Here is a 16,648-nt window from a genome sequence, read left to right on the forward strand (position 1 = left end):
TTCATATAATGTTACTATACCACGTTTTATCTCATCTTAATGAAAAGATACACAAAAAAGCTATCTCCTGATATAGAGATAGCTTTCCTCTTTTATAATATTGTACCAGCCTTTTCAGCACCTAACATTTCAACAATTTGATTTTGATCGTCTAACACTGCAATTTTTGGTTCTTGTTTATGAACCTCTTCTTCCGTAACTAAGCCATAACAAATTATAATTACTTTATCTCCCGGTTGTACAAGCCTTGCTGCAGCACCGTTTAAACAAATAACACCGCTACCGCGTTCGCCTTTAATAACATATGTCTCTAAGCGCGCACCGTTATTATTATTTACAATTTGAACTTTTTCGTTCTCTACAATATTTACTGCATCCATTAAATCTTCATCTATTGTAATACTACCTACATAGTTTAAATTTGCCTCCGTTACAGTTGCACGATGTAACTTTGCTCTCATCATTGTGCGAAACATAGATGCTCCCCCTTATTTAACCGTTAATGTTATATTGTCAATTAATCTTACATTTTCAAACTTAACTGCAATAGCTAAAATGATTCTTCCTTCCATTTCCCCTACTATTGCCAATGACGGATATGCATATAAATCCGCATAATCTACAGTACCTTTCGTATACGTCTCAATATGTTCTTTCACAAGATTTGTAATGATTTCTGAATTACGTTCGCCTGCCTCAATTCTTTCTTTCGCTATACATAGACTGCGGTATAAATGAGAAGCCTCTTCACGTTCTTCTTGTGATAAATACACATTACGAGAACTTTTTGCCAATCCATCTTCTTCTCTTACAATATCAACTGGTACGATCGTTACTGGAATATTGAAATCAGTTACAAATCCTTCAATTACAGCAACTTGTTGTGCGTCTTTCATACCGAAATAAGCACGATTTGGCATTACAATATTAAATAATTTCATTAGTACAGTCGCAACTCCAGAAAAGTGACCAGGTCTTTGTTTTCCACATAATACGTCAGTACGCTTTACAACTTCTACTGTTGTTGTTTGTTCTGCCGGATACATTTCTTCTACACTCGGATAAAATAAATAATCCACACCGTTTTCTTTTGCTACACTTTCATCTCTCTCAATATCACGAGGGTATCGCTCTAAATCTTCGTTCGGCCCAAACTGTAGTGGGTTTACAAACACACTTAAAACTACAATTTCATTTTCTTCTCTTGCCTTGCGTAATAAAGTAGCATGCCCTTCATGTAAATAACCCATCGTTGGAACAAAACCAATATTCTTTCCACTTGTACGAAGTTCGCTCGTAATTTGCTGCATCTCTTGCACTGTAGTTATGATTTTCATTACTGTTTTCCCCCGTATAACGCTAAGCATTCTTCTTCTTTCATTGTGAACGAATGTTTCTCTTCAGGAAATTGCCCTGTCTTCACTTCAGCAACATATTGAGAAATCCCACGTACAATTTCCTCTTGAACAGACGTATACTGTTTTACGAATTTCGGAACACGATTTACCCCATATGAGATGAGATCATGATATACAAGAACTTGCCCATCTACTTTTTGTCCCGCTCCAATCCCGATTATTGGAATTGTTAATTGCTTCGAAATTAATTCTGCTAACTGCATTGGCACACATTCTAACACAAGTGCTATCGCACCAGCTTCCTCACATTTCTTTGCATCGTCTATTAATTTCTTTGCACTTTCAGCATCTTTTCCTTGCACTTTATATCCACCCAATACTCCCACAGATTGAGGAGTTAAACCTAAATGCGCTACGACAGGAATTCCTGCATTCGTTAAATAATGAATCGTTGATATAACTTCTCCAGCACCTTCTACTTTCAGTGCATGTGCTCCGCTCTCTTGAACGATGCGGCGTGCATTCACCATCGTTTCTTGTAACGATATGTGATAAGACATAAACGGCATATCAGTTACAATAAATGTTTCTTTCGCTCCGCGGCGTACAGCTTTCGTATGATGAATCATATCCTCTACTGTTACAGGTACTGTTGAATCATATCCGAGTACAACCATCCCAAGAGAATCTCCAACTAAAATCATATCAACTTCAGCTTCTTCTGCTAATTTAGCAGAAGGATAATCATACGCCGTTAGCATCGTAATCGGCTCACCTTGCTCTTTCATCTTCAAAAAATCTGTTTTTGTTTTCAAAAACTACTCCTCCTTTATGCAGGAGAGAGGCGATGGCCGAAATCATATAAAAAACCCCTCTGGCCATAAAAGGGCAGAAGGGTTGTGTGTTAGTCGGCATTATTCATCCCTCTGTCCCAGTCCGTTATTGGATCAAGGCAGAATCCAAGTTATTATTTTTTGTACTGCTTCGAATCATGGTGCAGTTCGCTCTGATACTGCCCACATTCGAACTAATTATAGCAAAGTACAAAAAGAAATTACTACATTTTTTTGAAAAAATAATTTTTTATTTCCATTACGGTATGTGAAATTTAACTAGATAGTGTATATGCTATATAGTTTTTACAGAGAATTCAGTCCTAAAAAATAAGTGGGTGTGTTTCCCATACATACCTTACAACTCCAAGTTAATTTCTTTTGTAATCCATTTAAATGCAAAAAATTGATTTAAAGATACTGATATTTTATTTGACTGTATAGTATAAGCCTAAAACTAATGATGCAGGTTAATTGAAGAAAAGCACTTAGAAAAGGAGAATTGCGAATGTCTATGAACAAGTGGTTATTTCCATTACTCGGTTTGTTTGTAATGATTGTGAGTGTGATAACTTTAGACTCCATCAACGTAGTTGCCTCAGCTAACGTCGTAACACAACCTATTGAGTCAACGAAAGTGATTGAAGTCGAACTTAACGATGATTACTTTAATCCGAATGTCATCACTATTCCGATTGAAGAAACAACAACATTGTTATTAAAAAATAAAGGTAAGAACGAGCACACCTTTACAGTGAAAAAACTCGGAATTGACGTCGTAGTTGAGTCAGGAAAAGAAAAAAACATTACCGTAAAACCTAAAAATACTGGTACATATGAATTAATATGTAGATACCATCTCCTTAAAGGAATGGAAGGAAAAGTAATAATCAAATAATAAGCAGCGCTAATCGAACGTTACTCTACATACAACTTAAGTTGTAAAAAGTGTATTGTCACATTACAAAGCCTACTCAAAAATATTGAAATAAAAAAGAAGTTCCAAAAAAGGAACTTCTTTTACTTCATTTCGATATCCGCAGAATGAATATGATGTATTTTCCCTTCATGGTCCTCTAGAAGCAATACACCCTCTTCTGTAATCCCTTTTGCTAGCCCCGTAATCGTCTGTCTCATCGTTCGGGCAGTAATTTCTTTCCCGATGCTCACAGCGTAACTTTCCCAAAGAATTTTAATTACAGAGAAACCATTTTGTAAATACTCTTCATATAATTTTTCTAGTTGTAAAAAGATTTGTTGCATAAGTTCCGCACGAACAATTGGCTTACCTGATTCAATCGCTAAAGAAGTGGCAATTTGCTGAATTTCCTTATCAAAATGTTCTTGTTTTTGATTCGCATTAATACCAATTCCCATAATGACAGCATTGATTTTATCAGGATCCGCTTGCATTTCTGTTAATATACCTACAGCCTTTTTACCTTGAATTAAAATATCATTCGGCCATTTAATTCCTACATTTACACCTGTGCATTTTTCAATTGCTTGTGCAACGCTAACAGCCGCTAGCAGAGTGAGCTGCGGGGCATGATGAACCGGGATCGATGGACGCAAAATAATACTCATCCAAATTCCTGTTCCTTTTGGCGAATGCCACTTTCTACTTAAACGGCCTCTACCTGCAGTTTGCTCTTCCGCAACGACAATTGTTCCCTCTTCTACTCCTTCATAAGCAAGTTTTGCTGCAATATGCTGAGTAGATTCAACTGATTCTTCAAAATAAACCGTTCTACCGATACGCTCTGTTTGTAATCCTAACTGAATTTCATTAGCAGTTACTTTGTCTGGCTTCCCCGCAATGCGGTAACCTAATCGACGCACAGCTTCAAGTTCATATCCCTCATTCCGAAGGTCCTCCATATGTTTCCACACAGCGGTTCTTGAACAACCAAGTTTATCACTAATCGTTTGGCCAGATACAAACTCTCCATCCGCTTCAGAAAAAACTTGCAACAACTGCTTTCTTATAGTAGATTGCATCTTTGCAGCCACTCCCTTATACTCTCTTTCTCATTAACTACATTTCCTTGTACGATCGCTTCTTCGATTTTTTGAAGCATTTCAGCAACCCACGGACCAGGCTTTTTATTCGCCCAGTTTAATAGATCATTCCCACTCACATTCATTTCTTGACGACCCTTGATTGGCAATGCATGAAACATTGATTGTACTCGTTTAACAGATGTAGGGTTATAGTTTTCAATCATCGCTTCATATACTCTCTCTGCCATTTCAGCGATATGAATTCCCGTTTTATAAAGAAGGACTGTATCCCAATCCTTCTCCTTTCTCGTACGAATTGTTAATAAAACTGCGACAATATCTTTTATTTTTTTATTCGAAAACTTCCATTGACGTAAAAATACAGATGGATGCTCTTCTCCGATACAATATAAGAAAAATGCCCATGCCTCAATGTCTGTTTCAAAAGAATCCCATTTATACTGCGTAGCTTTTAACAGTCTCTCTTCTGACATTTGTAAATAGGGCAAATGAGAAAATAGCTTCGTCTCTACTAATTCTTTGAGGCCCTTCACACAATAGGTACCAGTTAACAGTTTCTCAAACTCTACTGTGATGCGCTCAATTGCTATATGTTCTAGCAAGTGTCCATACGTTTCAATCGCTTGCTTCGTTTTCGTTTCTAAAGAAAACCCTAACGTACTTACAAACCGAATGCCACGCATCATTCTTAGTGCGTCTTCTTGAAAACGATTCGCTGCATTTCCAACTGTCACAATTTCTCTCTTTTGAATCGCTTCCTGCCCAGCAAATAAATCCACCATTTCGCCTTCTTCTGTCATGGCAATCGCATTCATTGTGAAATCACGACGTTTTAAATCCTCTTCTAATGAACGAACAAATTGAACACTACTAGGTCTTCGAAAATCTTCATATTCGCTTTCTGTTCGAAAAGTGGTTACCTCATAAGGTTCACCATTTTCTACAACAATTACAGTTCCATGCTCAAGACCAACAGGAACATGTCTTGGGAATATATCCATTACTTCTTCTGGTAAAGCAGATGTCGCAATATCAATATCTCCAATCGGCCTATCGATAATAAGATCTCGTACGCTCCCACCAACAAAATAAGCCTCATGTCCTTGTTGTTTTAATATCTCAATAATAGAACTAGCTTTTTTAAATCTTTCCATTTTTGTCATCCCTTAGTATGTCATAGTAAATTGCTTCATATTGTGAGACGATTTTTTCTGAGCGGAACTGCTCATAAACACTTTCTCTTGCTCGCTCTCCCATATTACGGTGAAGCTCTTCATTCTTTAATAGCTGAATGGCTTGATTGGCCACACCTGTTGTATCGCCAACTTCACATAAATATCCTGTTTCACCATGTTGAATGACTTCTGGAATACCTCCAACCCTTGTTCCGATACAAGGTACACCACACGCCATCGCTTCTAATAAAACAAGACCAAAACTTTCCTTCTCTGATAGAAGCAACATTAAATCACTCATCGCAAGCAGTTCTGCAACATTATCTTGCTTCCCTAGGAATAAAACGCGATCTTCAATATGTAAATTCTTCACTATCTGTAAAATTGTACAAAATTCTGGTCCGTCTCCAACAAGAAGCAATTTCGCATCAACTTCTTTAGCAACTTTAGCAAATGCCTGAACAACATCCTGCACACGTTTCACTTTACGGAAATTTGAAATATGAATAAGTACCTTTTCACTCTCACTTATACCGTATTCTTTCTTTAATTGAGACATATTACGCTTGAAATATACACGTTCGTCTATAAAGTTATATACCGTTTGAATGTCTTTATTTGGTTTTACAAGCTCATGCGTTTCGTCAATTAATGAATGCGAGACAGCAGTAACAACATCAGACTGCTCAATACCAAAACGAATTAAATTATTTAACGAAGGGTCGGAACCTAACACAGTAATATCTGTTCCATGCAAGGTTGTAACAATTTTAATACGCTCTCCAATCATTTGTTTCGCTAAATAAGCACAAATTGCATGTGGTATTGCGTAATGCACATGTAAAATATCAAGACTTTCTCTTTGTGCAACCTCTGCCATTTTACTCGCTAATGCTAAATCATATGGTGGATATTGAAATACAGAGTATTGATTCACCGTCACTTCATGAAAATAAATGTTTGGATACACTTTATTTAATCGAAATGGTAAACCCGATGTAATAAAATGAATTTCATGCCCGCGTTCCGCCAATTGCTTTCCTAATTCTGTTCCAACAACTCCAGAACCACCTACAGAAGGATAACATGTAATACCTATTTTTAATTTCATTTACATCCCCCTATTAAATCAGCATGTAATAAAACCGGTTTCTTACTCATAAATCCTTCGGCATACAAGACTCCAACTTCTTTCCCAAACATCTTCTCACGAGCGACCACAGTTTCAACGTAACCCTCTGTTAACGGCGTCTTAACACCATCACTCCCTGTTGAAAACTGACTTTCATACGCTTCTAATGCTTCCACTTTTTGCGATAGGTACTCACTAATATCTATACAAAAATTCGGTTTATGAAAACCATTAATCATATAATTATAAAAAGACTCCACACGATGTGGTGGAAGTTCTGGCATATATTTACGGATTCCTGCTGAAAAAATAGCCTCTTCCACAAGCTTTGCACAATTTGCATGATCTGGATGACGATCTTCATAATATGGTGCAAAAACGAGTTTTGGTTTATATGTACGGATTACCTTTACAATTTCACGTATAAACTCTTCTTTCATATACAAGCCACGATCTGGCATCGCTAAATTCAGTCTCGTTTTTACTCCCATTATACGAGCTGCGGTCTTTGCTTCTTCTTTTCTCAACTCTATCGTTCCATTTGAAGAAAGGTCAGCTTCTGTTAAATCACAAATACCTACTTCAAACCCTTGCTTCGTATATTTTGCAATGGTACCCGCCATGCCGATTTCAACATCATCGGCATGAGCACCAAACGCTAATATATGTAATCCACTCATAATTGTTCCCCTCATTTTCTTAACTTGCGATAATCTAAATCCCCTCGTTCTAATGCGTGCATTAACATTTCAGCACTTGCCATGTTCGTTGCAAGTGGAATCGCATATACATCACATAAACGAAGTAATGCATTTACATCTGGTTCATGCGGCTGAGCAGTTAGTGGATCTCGGAAAAAAATCACCATATCCATATCGTTTTTTGCAATCATGGCACCGATTTCTTGATCGCCACCAAGAGGACCTGACTGATATCTTGTTACATCTAAGCCAGTTGCCTCCATAATGCGAAGTCCTGTCGTTCCTGTTGCAAATAATTCATGTTTTTCAAAAATCGGTTTATATGCGTACGCAAACGAAACCATGTCATTTTTCTTTTTGTCATGTGCGATTAAGGCAATTTTCATCCGTTTTTCTCCCCTTTAGTCGATAATGTTTTCTAAACCGTACACAAGATGATCAATGTTCATTACTGTTTCAATTGATAGTTTTACACCTGACATAAATGATGCACGATTGAATGAATCGTGGCGAACCGTTAACATTTGTCCATCCCCGCCGAACATTACTTCTTGGTGTGCAATAAGTCCTGGTAAACGTACACTATGAATGTGAATACCGTCTACATTTGCACCACGAGCACCTTCTAGTTGCTCTACTTCGTTTGGATGACCTTGCTGCTTTGATTCACGATTTTGACGAATTAATTCTACTGTTTTGACAGCTGTACCAGATGGTGCATCTAATTTTTGATCATGGTGTAATTCAATTACTTCAACGTCTTGGAAGTACTTCGCTGCCATTTGTGAAAATTTCATCATAAGAACTGCACCAATTGCAAAGTTTGGAGCGATAATTGTTCCTACTTTATTTTCTTTTGCATTTTCTGTTAATTGCTTTAGTTCTTCTTCCGTAAATCCAGTTGTACCAATAACAGATCGAAGTCCACGTTCAACTGCAAGTGTCACATGTTTCTTTCCAACTTCTGGTGTTGTTAAATCTAATAATACATCTGCTTCCACTTCATCTAAACAAGTATGTAAATCTGCGTAAATCGGTGTATCTAACATCGGCATACCAGGTAAGTCTGAAATCTTTTCTCCAGCGTGCTTATAGTCTACTGCTGCTACTAAATTGAAATGTTCTGTTCTTTCCATAAGAAGGACTGCTTCATGTCCCATACGTCCTCTTGGTCCAGCGATAATTACTTTAATTTCTTTCATTATTCTTTCTCTCCCTCATCAATGCGTGTCCAGCGATCTTTATCACGTGTATTAAATTTTTCCATTACAATGTTATGCGCTGTTTCTAAATCAATATTTAAACTATTTGCCATACAAATCATAACAAACAATACATCTCCAAGCTCTTCTTCAATACTACGTTCTGTTTCAGTTGTTTTCTTCGGTTTCTCACCATAGTAATGGTTTACTTCCCTCGCAAGCTCTCCCATTTCTTCCGTTAAACGAGCCATCATTGCAAGCGGACTGAAATAACCTTCTTTAAACTGACCAATATATGCATCTACTTCTTTCTGCATATCTTTCATCGTTTTTGCTTCCATACTAATCACCTCTAATCCTTCCTCTTTCATGTTAGCCAATTCATCGCGATTTGACAAATATTATTCCCCGCCAAACACCTATTTGCGACCCTTTTTTGGATAGACTATAATGAAGTGAAACTTTCTTTTGCGGTTTTGGCAAAAGATCAGCTAAAATCAATTGTTTTTTTATAGCCTTCACTATTTTTATTAACAACTAGAAATTACTTATCATTATGTTTTACCGTTTCAGCGGAGCAATGCAATCTACATAATTAGGGGGATTTCTATATGACATCAAGTTTGAAGATTCGAAATATCATTTTCATTTTAATCGGTTCCGCTATTTTTTCTTTCGGTATTGTGAATATCAATATTGAAAATCACCTTGCAGAAGGTGGATTTACCGGTATTACACTATTATTGTATTTTCTATTTAAGTTTGACCCTTCTTATTCAAACTTAATTTTAAATATCCCTATATTTTTTATTGGTTGGAAGTTACTTGGAAGAACGACATTTATCTATACACTAATCGGCACATTCAGCGTATCTTTATTTCTATGGATTTTTCAGCGTTACGACGTTCTTAACTTACATTTAAACTTACAAAATGATATGACACTCGCGGCTTTATTCGCCGGGGCATTTATCGGTATCGGTCTTGGCATAATATTTAAATATGGGGGGACTACTGGCGGTGTAGATATTATCGCAAGACTCGCTCATAAATATGTTGGCTGGAGTATGGGGAAAACAATGTTTATGTTTGATGCTATCGTCATTATCGTCTCTATTCTTACCTATTTATCATACCGCGAAGGCATGTATACGTTAGTTGCTGTTTTTATCGGAGCGAAAGTCATTGACTTTATGCAAGAAGGAGCCTATGCGGCAAAAGGAGCAACTATTATCTCAGATAAAAACGATGAAATTGCTGCCCAAATTTTATCTGACATGGAGCGCGGAGCAACCTTTTTAAAAGCTGTTGGATCGTATACGAAAGTGGAACGGAACGTATTGTATTGCGTTGTCGCTAAAAATGAAATCGTGAAATTAAAAAATATAATTACTTCTGTAGATCCTCATGCCTTTGTTGCTGTAAGTGACGTACATGATGTAGTTGGTGAAGGTTTTACATTAGATGAAAATAAAAATCCGTTACATAATTAAATTCAACTAGAAAAGCTCTTTAGCTTTTCTAGTTTTTTATTACATATCTTTTCAGCTTCTCCCAATCCTCATAAATAAGCTCCAACAAACTCCGATTATAAAAAATAGAAGCTGGATGAAAGGTCGGAAAAATAGAATATTCTTTTTCTGTCCATACAAATTCTGTACAGCAACTATCTTTCAATTGTTGCACGGGTTGTTTTAACAATTCTCCATGAACATCTGTAATTTTATGATTTTTACCGACTAAACGCTGTAATGCAATATTACCAAGCGTAACGATAACAGGAGGGTCTATATGTTCCAACTCATAATCTAATAAAGGTGCATGAGCAAGTATTTCTCCTTGATTTGGTGTTCTATTATACTTTTTCTGTATTTTTTCGCCATTTCGTTCTTTTTTCTCTCGCCATTTATATGGCCTACTCCGGACCGCACTCGTAATATATACTTCTTCCCTTGTAACATGAATACGTTCTAAAAACTCCATTAAATGTTTTCCAGCTCTACCGCTAAACGGAATCCCATTATGAATTTCTGTTTCACCAGGTGCTTCACCAACGAGCATAATTTTGGGGTTTCCAGGGCCTTGTCCACTTAGAAAACCTTCTAGCTGATACGAAGCACTACGCTCTTTCACTTGCTTTACTATATGGTCTGGATATTCCATTATCTCCCCCCTCATCGTATGCTACTTAATTATGATTTCCCTACAATATTTCTTTCATTTTATCCTGTCCATTTATTACAGATAATAAAAAAAGACTATCAAAGTGATAGTCTTTAGTCGTCGCTACGCTGCATACCAGTATATATTAATACAAGACGTAATAATTCAAATACCGCTACAGCTGCAGCTGCTACATATGTTAATGCTGCCGCATTTAATACTTTACGAGCTTGACCGTACTCATCTGTCGATACGATACCAAGTGCTTCAATTTGTTGCATTGCGCGTTTTGATGCATCAAACTCAACTGGTAATGTAACAAGTTGAAAAACAACACCTGCTGCCATCAAAATAATTCCTAGCAACAATAAACCAGACATCTGTGCAAACACACCAATTAAGACGAAAACCCAAGACATATTCGAGCCAAAATTAGCAACTGGCACTAATGAATGACGAACACGCATGAAATTATAATCTTTTGCATCTTGAATCGCATGCCCTACTTCGTGTGCTGCTACTGCTGTACCAGCAACTGAATGGCCATAATAGTTATCTGTTGATAATCGAACTGTTTTGGCAGATGGATCATAATGGTCTGATAAATGACCTGGCGTTTCTTCTACAGCTACGTTGTATAATCCATTTTCATCTAAAATTTTCCGAGCCACTTCTGCTCCTGTCATACCTGATGTTGAATAAACTTGTGAATACTTGCTATAGGCACTACGTACTTTTGACTGTGCATACAACGGTATGATCAAAATGATCGCGAAGTAAATTAAATAAAACATCATGAACCTCCATTGAAGTTTTAATTATAGTACTTCTCATTCTATTTTTTTCTGCCACCATTGTCAATGAATAAACCTTACAATCCGTATCTTTATTTATCCCGCTATTTGTAGACAGTTAGACTCCCACCTCAAAATTCTGCTGGAGCAAAGAAGTTAGGCGGTATATCCCACTGCCCGTAAACGTCCGATTGATGAGGGCTAATAATCAATGGGGGGTGAACCTCCCCACTGATTAAAGTTCACTTTATCTCATTATCTATTTTTAGAATGTACATTACTTTTTCTTTTCTCTCGCTCGCCTTTATACTTTCTCCATCCAACATAAGTTAATGTGAATAAAATAAGTCCTCCAGTAATTGTCATAAACCAAATGAGAGAGGAGGCAATTTCATCTTTTTTTACTGTGTGAAATATCTTTTGCAAATCTCCTTTAATGATTCCTAATTGCATTTGCCCGCCTTTCGTTTTTAACATAACGTTACGAAATTCATCCAAATAAGATAAATGAGCATTTACACGTTGCACCTCGTTTTCTGGCAAAGCAATCATTAGGCTTGGGTAAATAATATTAAATTCATTTAAGAATGTATTTAACGTTTGCTGAAACTGTCCAGTATCTTCTTTTTTCATCGCTTTTTCCATTTGAGAAAAAGCATCCATTACTTTCCCTTCTCTTTCCATCCAAAGCGGTTGATATTTCGATACTTGCGCATCAACAGCAAGTTGTAATGCTATCACATTATCAATTTTAACTTGCTTACCTAAATCTTCTTCCGAGAGAGATTGTTTCGCTTTGTCGTAAGCTAAAGAAATGACTCTAATTTGATCTGGTGTTACTTCTTGCTTCTTTTCATTCCCCTTCACTAAAAACTGCTCCGAGAAATATTGTAATACTTGTACTGCTTTTTCATCTTCATTACGCTTCACTAACTGTAACGAGTCGTCTAGCAACCCCGTTAGTTCACTCCACTCTTCAGCATATATACGTAACGGAAACATTATAATTAGAAATGCTATCAATCCAATTAATGTTCGCTTCATCCCGGTCCCCCCTATAACTACTAGTACAAAATATGTGGAATTGGACAAGAATAGAACAGAACTGTCCCGAAAAATATATTATCGTTTTACAAACAAAAAAATTCTCTTTAAGCAGAGAATTTTTCCTTTGAAATCCTTTTCTTTTTTACGAAATATCTATACAAGCTGTAACAAAGTATACTACCACCTAAAATGAATAATAAAATAGCACACGCCGCATGCATAAAAAATTCTTCTGGTAGCATTAAAATAATCGGATCCGATTCAATATCAAACATCCAATAATCGTTACTGAATAACAGCTTATGGAATAATACAAAACTCTTTTCAAAATTAATAGCGATTGGCAACACCAGTGCTATCGGAAATATAATTGTTACAATCGATCCATGCAGTAAAAATTTTTCGTTTTTTCTTTTTAATAAATAAACGCCGCCTATCACTACAATCATAATTGTCGCATACATCACATATTGAATCTTTACTATAATATTTTTAACATCTACAAAATGAATACGACCATTTGTAGACATATCTAATGTCGGTAAATGTAATGCTCCGTCATAAAACGGAGATAAATATGTAATTAGCACATCATAATTTCTCTTAATTTCATCTTTTGTCATATCCGCTAAATCTGGAATGTTTAAAAAATCAATTTCAAAATAATACAGCCATTTTCCATATACAACTGCCATTGTTGCAAGTGCAAAAATAGAAAATGCTATGCTATATGAAACAACTAACGTAATCAATCGATCCAATATTTTTCCACTCTTACTTCTCTTCATTTTCTCCCCCTAAATGTTCACACCATCATAAAGAAAACTGTTTTCGGCGCTCACGTACGCAATAATAGTATGTGATGCACAGTACGACAATACTTAACCAAAATGTAAAATAACCAATTTTCTCTACAAACAAATGCATAATTCCGTATCTCGGCATTTGCCAAAATAAATAATCAATTGCGTCATTATGTAATGTCCATATACCTGCTACTACAAAATGCCATTTTTTTATACGGTAAAACGGAGCATATAACAATCCCTGCACTGCCATTGCAAAATGCGATAGCATTAACATATACCCCATCAAGCCAATAGGACCTTTTACATAAATCATAACCCCATTTACAACAACAGCCCATATACCATATTTTATTAAAGTTACAATTGCCAGCGCCTCTATTAATCCCCAGTTTCGCTTTAGCAAGAAAGCAATTAAAACAAAGACAAAAAAGAGAGTCGCCATAGGACTATCTGGTACAAACGGCCAAAATATAGGTGACGTTTCTTTTAATTGATTTCCATACCATATAAATCCGTAAATTGTACCTAGTATGTTAACAATCAATAAAAATAATAATACTGAGCGTTGTCTTAACATTGCATACAAGTAAACCAAGCTGTATGTCCAACACCTTTCATTCTTTCCTCAAACTCTACTCTATTATATAGTAAACTTTCTGTCATCAAAATAAAAAGCTGACCACAAAATTTGTAGTCAGCTTTTCTATTATTTTTTATTATACTTTGCAACGAATTCCGAAAGCTTTTTCAGTTCTTCATCCGTACCTTTAAATACACCTTTAGGCATAGAACCTTTTCCATCTTTCGCAATTTTAGCGATTTCTTCAGGTTTTAAAGTTAAGTTCTGCAAAGCTGGTGCTGCCGCCCCGCCTTGTAAATTATCACCATGACACGTTAAACAAGTATTTTTTTGCATTAACTTGTAGCCGTCATCATTTTTATCAACTGGTGCTGTTTTTACAATTGCACCTTGTTTCTTTGCAGCTTCCCAGTCGTGGTGTGCTACAGATTCCCAAGTTAAAAAGATAATCGATGCAATTGCTAAAAGCATAAATCCAGTTGCTACAGGACGCTTCAACGGGCGTCTTTCTGGACCTCGATCGAGAAATGGAGCTAACAGTAATGCTCCAAACGCAATCCCTGGCATAATAAACGCTCCAATTACAGTAAATGAACCAGAAGCATAAGAATACTTTAGTAACTGATACAAAAATAAGAAATACCAATCTGGAAGTGGTATATATCCGGCATCTGTCGGATCCGCCATTCTCTCAAGCGGTGACGGATGTGCCACTGTTAAACATAAATAACCGATTAAAAAAACTGCACCAACCATCCATTCTTTTAACAAGAAGTTCGGCCAAAATGCTTCTGTTTTTCCTGGGTATTCAGAATAATCTTTTGGAATATTTGGTTTCCGAGCTACTGGTACTCGAGAATCTCCTACAAATTTCATTCCTTTGCCGCGATGCATAATCTCCCTCCTTTAGTTCTTTCCCCTTTAATTTAGCAATCTCTTATAGTGGACCGGAAATACCTTGTTTGCGAATCATGATGAAGTGGAAGGCCATTAAACCTAGAAGTGCTGCTGGTAAGAAGAAGACATGAATAGCAAAGAAGCGAGTTAATGTTTGAGCGCCAACAATTTCGGAATGACCAGCGAGTAATGTTTTAATATAAGGACCAATGAGCGGCGTTTGCTCTGCGATTTGAATCCCTACTTTCGTAGCAAATAACGCTTTCATATCCCACGGTAATAAATATCCGGTAAAACCAAGACCTAACATAACAAAGAAAATAAGAACACCAACAATCCAGTTTAACTCACGAGGTTTTTTATACGCACCTTGGAAGAAAACTCTGAGTGTATGTAAAAACATCATTACAATTACGAGACTAGCACCCCAGTGGTGCATACCACGAACAATTTGCCCGTACGCAACTTCATTTTGTAAATAGTAAACAGATTCCCACGCATTTTTAATATCAGGCACATAATACATCGTCAAAAACATTCCAGATAAAATTTGAATTACAGTAACGAAAAAGGTAAGTCCTCCAAAGCAATAAACGAATGCAGAAAAGTGATGTGCCGGGTTTACATGTTCAGGTACTTCATGATCAGCGATATCGCGCCATATCGGTGTAATATCTAAACGTTCATCTACCCAATCATAAATTTTATTTAGCATCTACTTTGCACCCCCTTTTGGCTTCGCTTTTCCTAAATACAGCGTTCCATCTTTCACTTTAGACTCGTACACATCAAGCGGAGCAAGTGGCGGTGTGCCTTTAATGTTCATACCATCTTTTGTATAACGTCCTCCGTGACAAGGGCAAAAGAATTGATTCGGATGTGCTTTGTCCGAATTCCAGTTCACTGTACACCCTAAATGTTTACACACTGGAGAAAATGCAACGATGTCTCCGCTTTCATCTTTATGCACCCAAGCAGATTTTGGCTCTTCAGACTTGTACCATCCGTCAACCTGTTTCACCTTAAAGTCGAAACGCTTCGGCTCTGTTGTAATATCCTTTACTTGCGCAACAGCAACCATATCTGTTCCCGCTTCTTTTCTTAACACCGGATCAAGCGCAAATCGCGTCATCGGCATTAAAATACCCGCTGCCATAAAGCCTCCTACTCCTGTAAGTGTGTAATTTAAAAACTGTCTTCTTGACACACGATGTTCTTTCTCGCTCACGAAAATTTCCCCCCTCTATCAGAAATTGTCCCCTCGTGAAAAATAATATAAAAAATAAATACTAGGACACTATCATGATATAATACCCTCATGCACAGGTCAATATCATACTACTCATAATAATAAGAACTTTCTGTTTATTGCTATTTTCCCCATTTTTCTTCTAACATTACCATTATATTTTTTATATGAGCGTGAATGACTTCTCTCTTCGCTTGATCACTAAATTGTTCTAACGCTAATGAGGGTAACCAAAATAAATCCCCCTGTAACTCTTGCATATCTTCTTTCCATGAAAAATCACTTGTAACATAAGCAATATGTTTAAAGCCTTGACTTTGTAAATGATCTGTCCATTCTTGCAAACGAGCTTTTTCATTCTTTTGACTTTCTACTAAATACGTAAATGCAGGTAGTAAAAGCACTCTTCCTTTATATTCTCTTTCCAACTCCATACTCAACAATTCAATAAATTCACCTTGTTCTACTACCGTTTTCATTTCTTTTGCTGCTGAAATTGACAAAAGAGGTATTACCCCTGTATCTACATACTCCCTTGCTTGCTCAAACTGTTCCACGTCTTTTACAATCCATTTCACATTTCTTCCCTCCCTCCAACTAAAATGACAGAACTTTCACTTTATATATATTAAACCATACTAAAAGGGGTAAAAAAAGAAAAACTACCCAAGATAGGTAGTTTT

Annotated in this window: 21 protein-coding genes; 2 read left to right on the forward strand and 19 right to left on the reverse strand. The window is 36.6% G+C overall.

Going from position 1 to position 16,648, the window contains the following annotated elements:
- Positions 1–92: 92 nt before the first annotated feature.
- Genes panD through panB form a run of 3 tightly spaced genes read right to left on the reverse strand, consistent with a single transcriptional unit; the run spans position 93 to position 2,173 of the window.
- Complete coding sequence (gene panD, locus JDS95_RS07115; protein ID WP_000490175.1) at positions 93–476, reverse strand: aspartate 1-decarboxylase; 384 nt, start codon at positions 474–476, stop codon at positions 93–95.
- Between the two features lie 12 nt (positions 477–488).
- The gene (panC, locus tag JDS95_RS07120) at positions 489–1,337 is read right to left on the reverse strand and encodes a pantoate--beta-alanine ligase (protein ID WP_000692376.1); all 849 of its coding nucleotides are present in this window, start codon (positions 1,335–1,337) and stop codon (positions 489–491) included.
- Positions 1,337–2,173 carry a 3-methyl-2-oxobutanoate hydroxymethyltransferase gene (gene panB, locus JDS95_RS07125; RefSeq protein WP_000851101.1) on the reverse strand — a complete coding sequence of 279 codons (837 nt, stop codon included), beginning with the start codon at positions 2,171–2,173 and terminating at the stop codon, positions 1,337–1,339. The genes panC and panB overlap by 1 nt, the downstream gene beginning before the upstream one ends.
- Before the next feature lie 526 nt (positions 2,174–2,699).
- On the opposite strand from panB, the gene JDS95_RS07130 reads away from it, so the two are divergent.
- Positions 2,700–3,089, forward strand: coding sequence for a cupredoxin domain-containing protein (locus tag JDS95_RS07130; protein ID WP_000062349.1), 390 nt, complete (start codon positions 2,700–2,702; stop codon positions 3,087–3,089).
- Between the two features lie 122 nt (positions 3,090–3,211).
- Here the strand turns inward: JDS95_RS07130 and JDS95_RS07135 are convergent, their stop codons facing one another.
- Genes JDS95_RS07135 through JDS95_RS07165 form a run of 7 tightly spaced genes read right to left on the reverse strand, consistent with a single transcriptional unit; the run spans position 3,212 to position 8,767 of the window.
- Positions 3,212–4,192, reverse strand: a complete 981-nt coding sequence (locus JDS95_RS07135; protein ID WP_001192039.1) for a biotin--[acetyl-CoA-carboxylase] ligase — start codon at positions 4,190–4,192, stop codon at positions 3,212–3,214.
- Positions 4,177–5,370, reverse strand: coding sequence for a CCA tRNA nucleotidyltransferase (locus tag JDS95_RS07140; RefSeq protein ID WP_000439298.1), 1,194 nt, complete (start codon positions 5,368–5,370; stop codon positions 4,177–4,179). Before JDS95_RS07140 ends, JDS95_RS07135 begins: the two co-directional genes overlap by 16 nt.
- The gene (bshA, locus tag JDS95_RS07145) at positions 5,357–6,502 is read right to left on the reverse strand and encodes an N-acetyl-alpha-D-glucosaminyl L-malate synthase BshA (protein ID WP_000768312.1); all 1,146 of its coding nucleotides are present in this window, start codon (positions 6,500–6,502) and stop codon (positions 5,357–5,359) included. The genes JDS95_RS07140 and bshA overlap by 14 nt, the downstream gene beginning before the upstream one ends.
- A complete protein-coding gene (gene bshB1, locus JDS95_RS07150; RefSeq protein WP_000015658.1) occupies positions 6,499–7,203 on the reverse strand; it encodes a bacillithiol biosynthesis deacetylase BshB1 in 705 nt (234 codons plus the stop codon). The genes bshA and bshB1 overlap by 4 nt, the downstream gene beginning before the upstream one ends.
- 11 nt (positions 7,204–7,214) lie before the next feature.
- Positions 7,215–7,610, reverse strand: a complete 396-nt coding sequence (locus JDS95_RS07155; protein WP_000684758.1) for a methylglyoxal synthase — start codon at positions 7,608–7,610, stop codon at positions 7,215–7,217.
- Between the two features lie 15 nt (positions 7,611–7,625).
- On the reverse strand, positions 7,626–8,426 hold the full coding sequence (gene dapB / locus JDS95_RS07160; RefSeq protein WP_000658795.1) for a dihydrodipicolinate reductase: 801 nt from the start codon (positions 8,424–8,426) through the stop codon (positions 7,626–7,628).
- Positions 8,426–8,767, reverse strand: a complete 342-nt coding sequence (locus tag JDS95_RS07165; protein ID WP_044810165.1) for a nucleotide pyrophosphohydrolase — start codon at positions 8,765–8,767, stop codon at positions 8,426–8,428. The genes dapB and JDS95_RS07165 overlap by 1 nt, the downstream gene beginning before the upstream one ends.
- A 270-nt stretch (positions 8,768–9,037) precedes the next feature.
- Between JDS95_RS07165 and JDS95_RS07170 the strand changes: the two genes are divergently transcribed.
- Positions 9,038–9,919: a YitT family protein gene (locus JDS95_RS07170; protein ID WP_000204285.1), complete on the forward strand. Its 882-nt coding sequence runs from the start codon at positions 9,038–9,040 to the stop codon at positions 9,917–9,919.
- 28 nt (positions 9,920–9,947) lie between these two features.
- On the opposite strand, the gene JDS95_RS07175 is transcribed toward JDS95_RS07170, so the two are convergent.
- The 9 genes from JDS95_RS07175 to JDS95_RS07215 form a co-directional block, all read right to left on the reverse strand.
- Entirely contained in the window at positions 9,948–10,589 is a 642-nt protein-coding gene (locus JDS95_RS07175) for a uracil-DNA glycosylase (protein WP_085449981.1), read from the reverse strand.
- Positions 10,590–10,702: 113 nt separating this feature from the next.
- Complete coding sequence (locus JDS95_RS07180) at positions 10,703–11,383, reverse strand: zinc metallopeptidase (RefSeq protein WP_000499535.1); 681 nt, start codon at positions 11,381–11,383, stop codon at positions 10,703–10,705.
- Between the two features lie 255 nt (positions 11,384–11,638).
- On the reverse strand, positions 11,639–12,427 hold the full coding sequence (gene ypjB, locus JDS95_RS07185) for a sporulation protein YpjB (RefSeq protein ID WP_000831604.1): 789 nt from the start codon (positions 12,425–12,427) through the stop codon (positions 11,639–11,641).
- Positions 12,428–12,534: 107 nt separating this feature from the next.
- Positions 12,535–13,218: a lipoprotein intramolecular transacylase Lit gene (gene lit / locus JDS95_RS07190; RefSeq protein WP_000830608.1), complete on the reverse strand. Its 684-nt coding sequence runs from the start codon at positions 13,216–13,218 to the stop codon at positions 12,535–12,537.
- 25 nt (positions 13,219–13,243) lie between these two features.
- A complete protein-coding gene (gene lhaT / locus JDS95_RS07195; RefSeq protein WP_134853369.1) occupies positions 13,244–13,834 on the reverse strand; it encodes a lipoprotein heptaprenylglyceryl N-acetyltransferase LhaT in 591 nt (196 codons plus the stop codon).
- A gap of 111 nt (positions 13,835–13,945) precedes the next feature.
- Positions 13,946–14,713 carry a menaquinol-cytochrome c reductase cytochrome b/c subunit gene (qcrC, locus tag JDS95_RS07200; RefSeq protein WP_000554601.1) on the reverse strand — a complete coding sequence of 256 codons (768 nt, stop codon included), beginning with the start codon at positions 14,711–14,713 and terminating at the stop codon, positions 13,946–13,948.
- Positions 14,714–14,756: 43 nt separating this feature from the next.
- The gene (gene qcrB, locus JDS95_RS07205; protein ID WP_000932700.1) at positions 14,757–15,431 is read right to left on the reverse strand and encodes a menaquinol-cytochrome c reductase cytochrome b subunit; all 675 of its coding nucleotides are present in this window, start codon (positions 15,429–15,431) and stop codon (positions 14,757–14,759) included.
- The gene (gene qcrA, locus JDS95_RS07210; protein ID WP_001290419.1) at positions 15,432–15,944 is read right to left on the reverse strand and encodes a menaquinol-cytochrome c reductase iron-sulfur subunit; all 513 of its coding nucleotides are present in this window, start codon (positions 15,942–15,944) and stop codon (positions 15,432–15,434) included.
- A gap of 143 nt (positions 15,945–16,087) precedes the next feature.
- Entirely contained in the window at positions 16,088–16,543 is a 456-nt protein-coding gene (locus tag JDS95_RS07215) for a YpiF family protein (protein ID WP_000871316.1), read from the reverse strand.
- Between the last annotated feature and the right edge of the window lie 105 nt (positions 16,544–16,648).

The organism is Bacillus cereus group sp. N24 (genome assembly GCF_016483345.1).
Taxonomy (GTDB): Bacteria; Bacillota; Bacilli; order Bacillales; family Bacillaceae_G; genus Bacillus_A; species Bacillus_A toyonensis.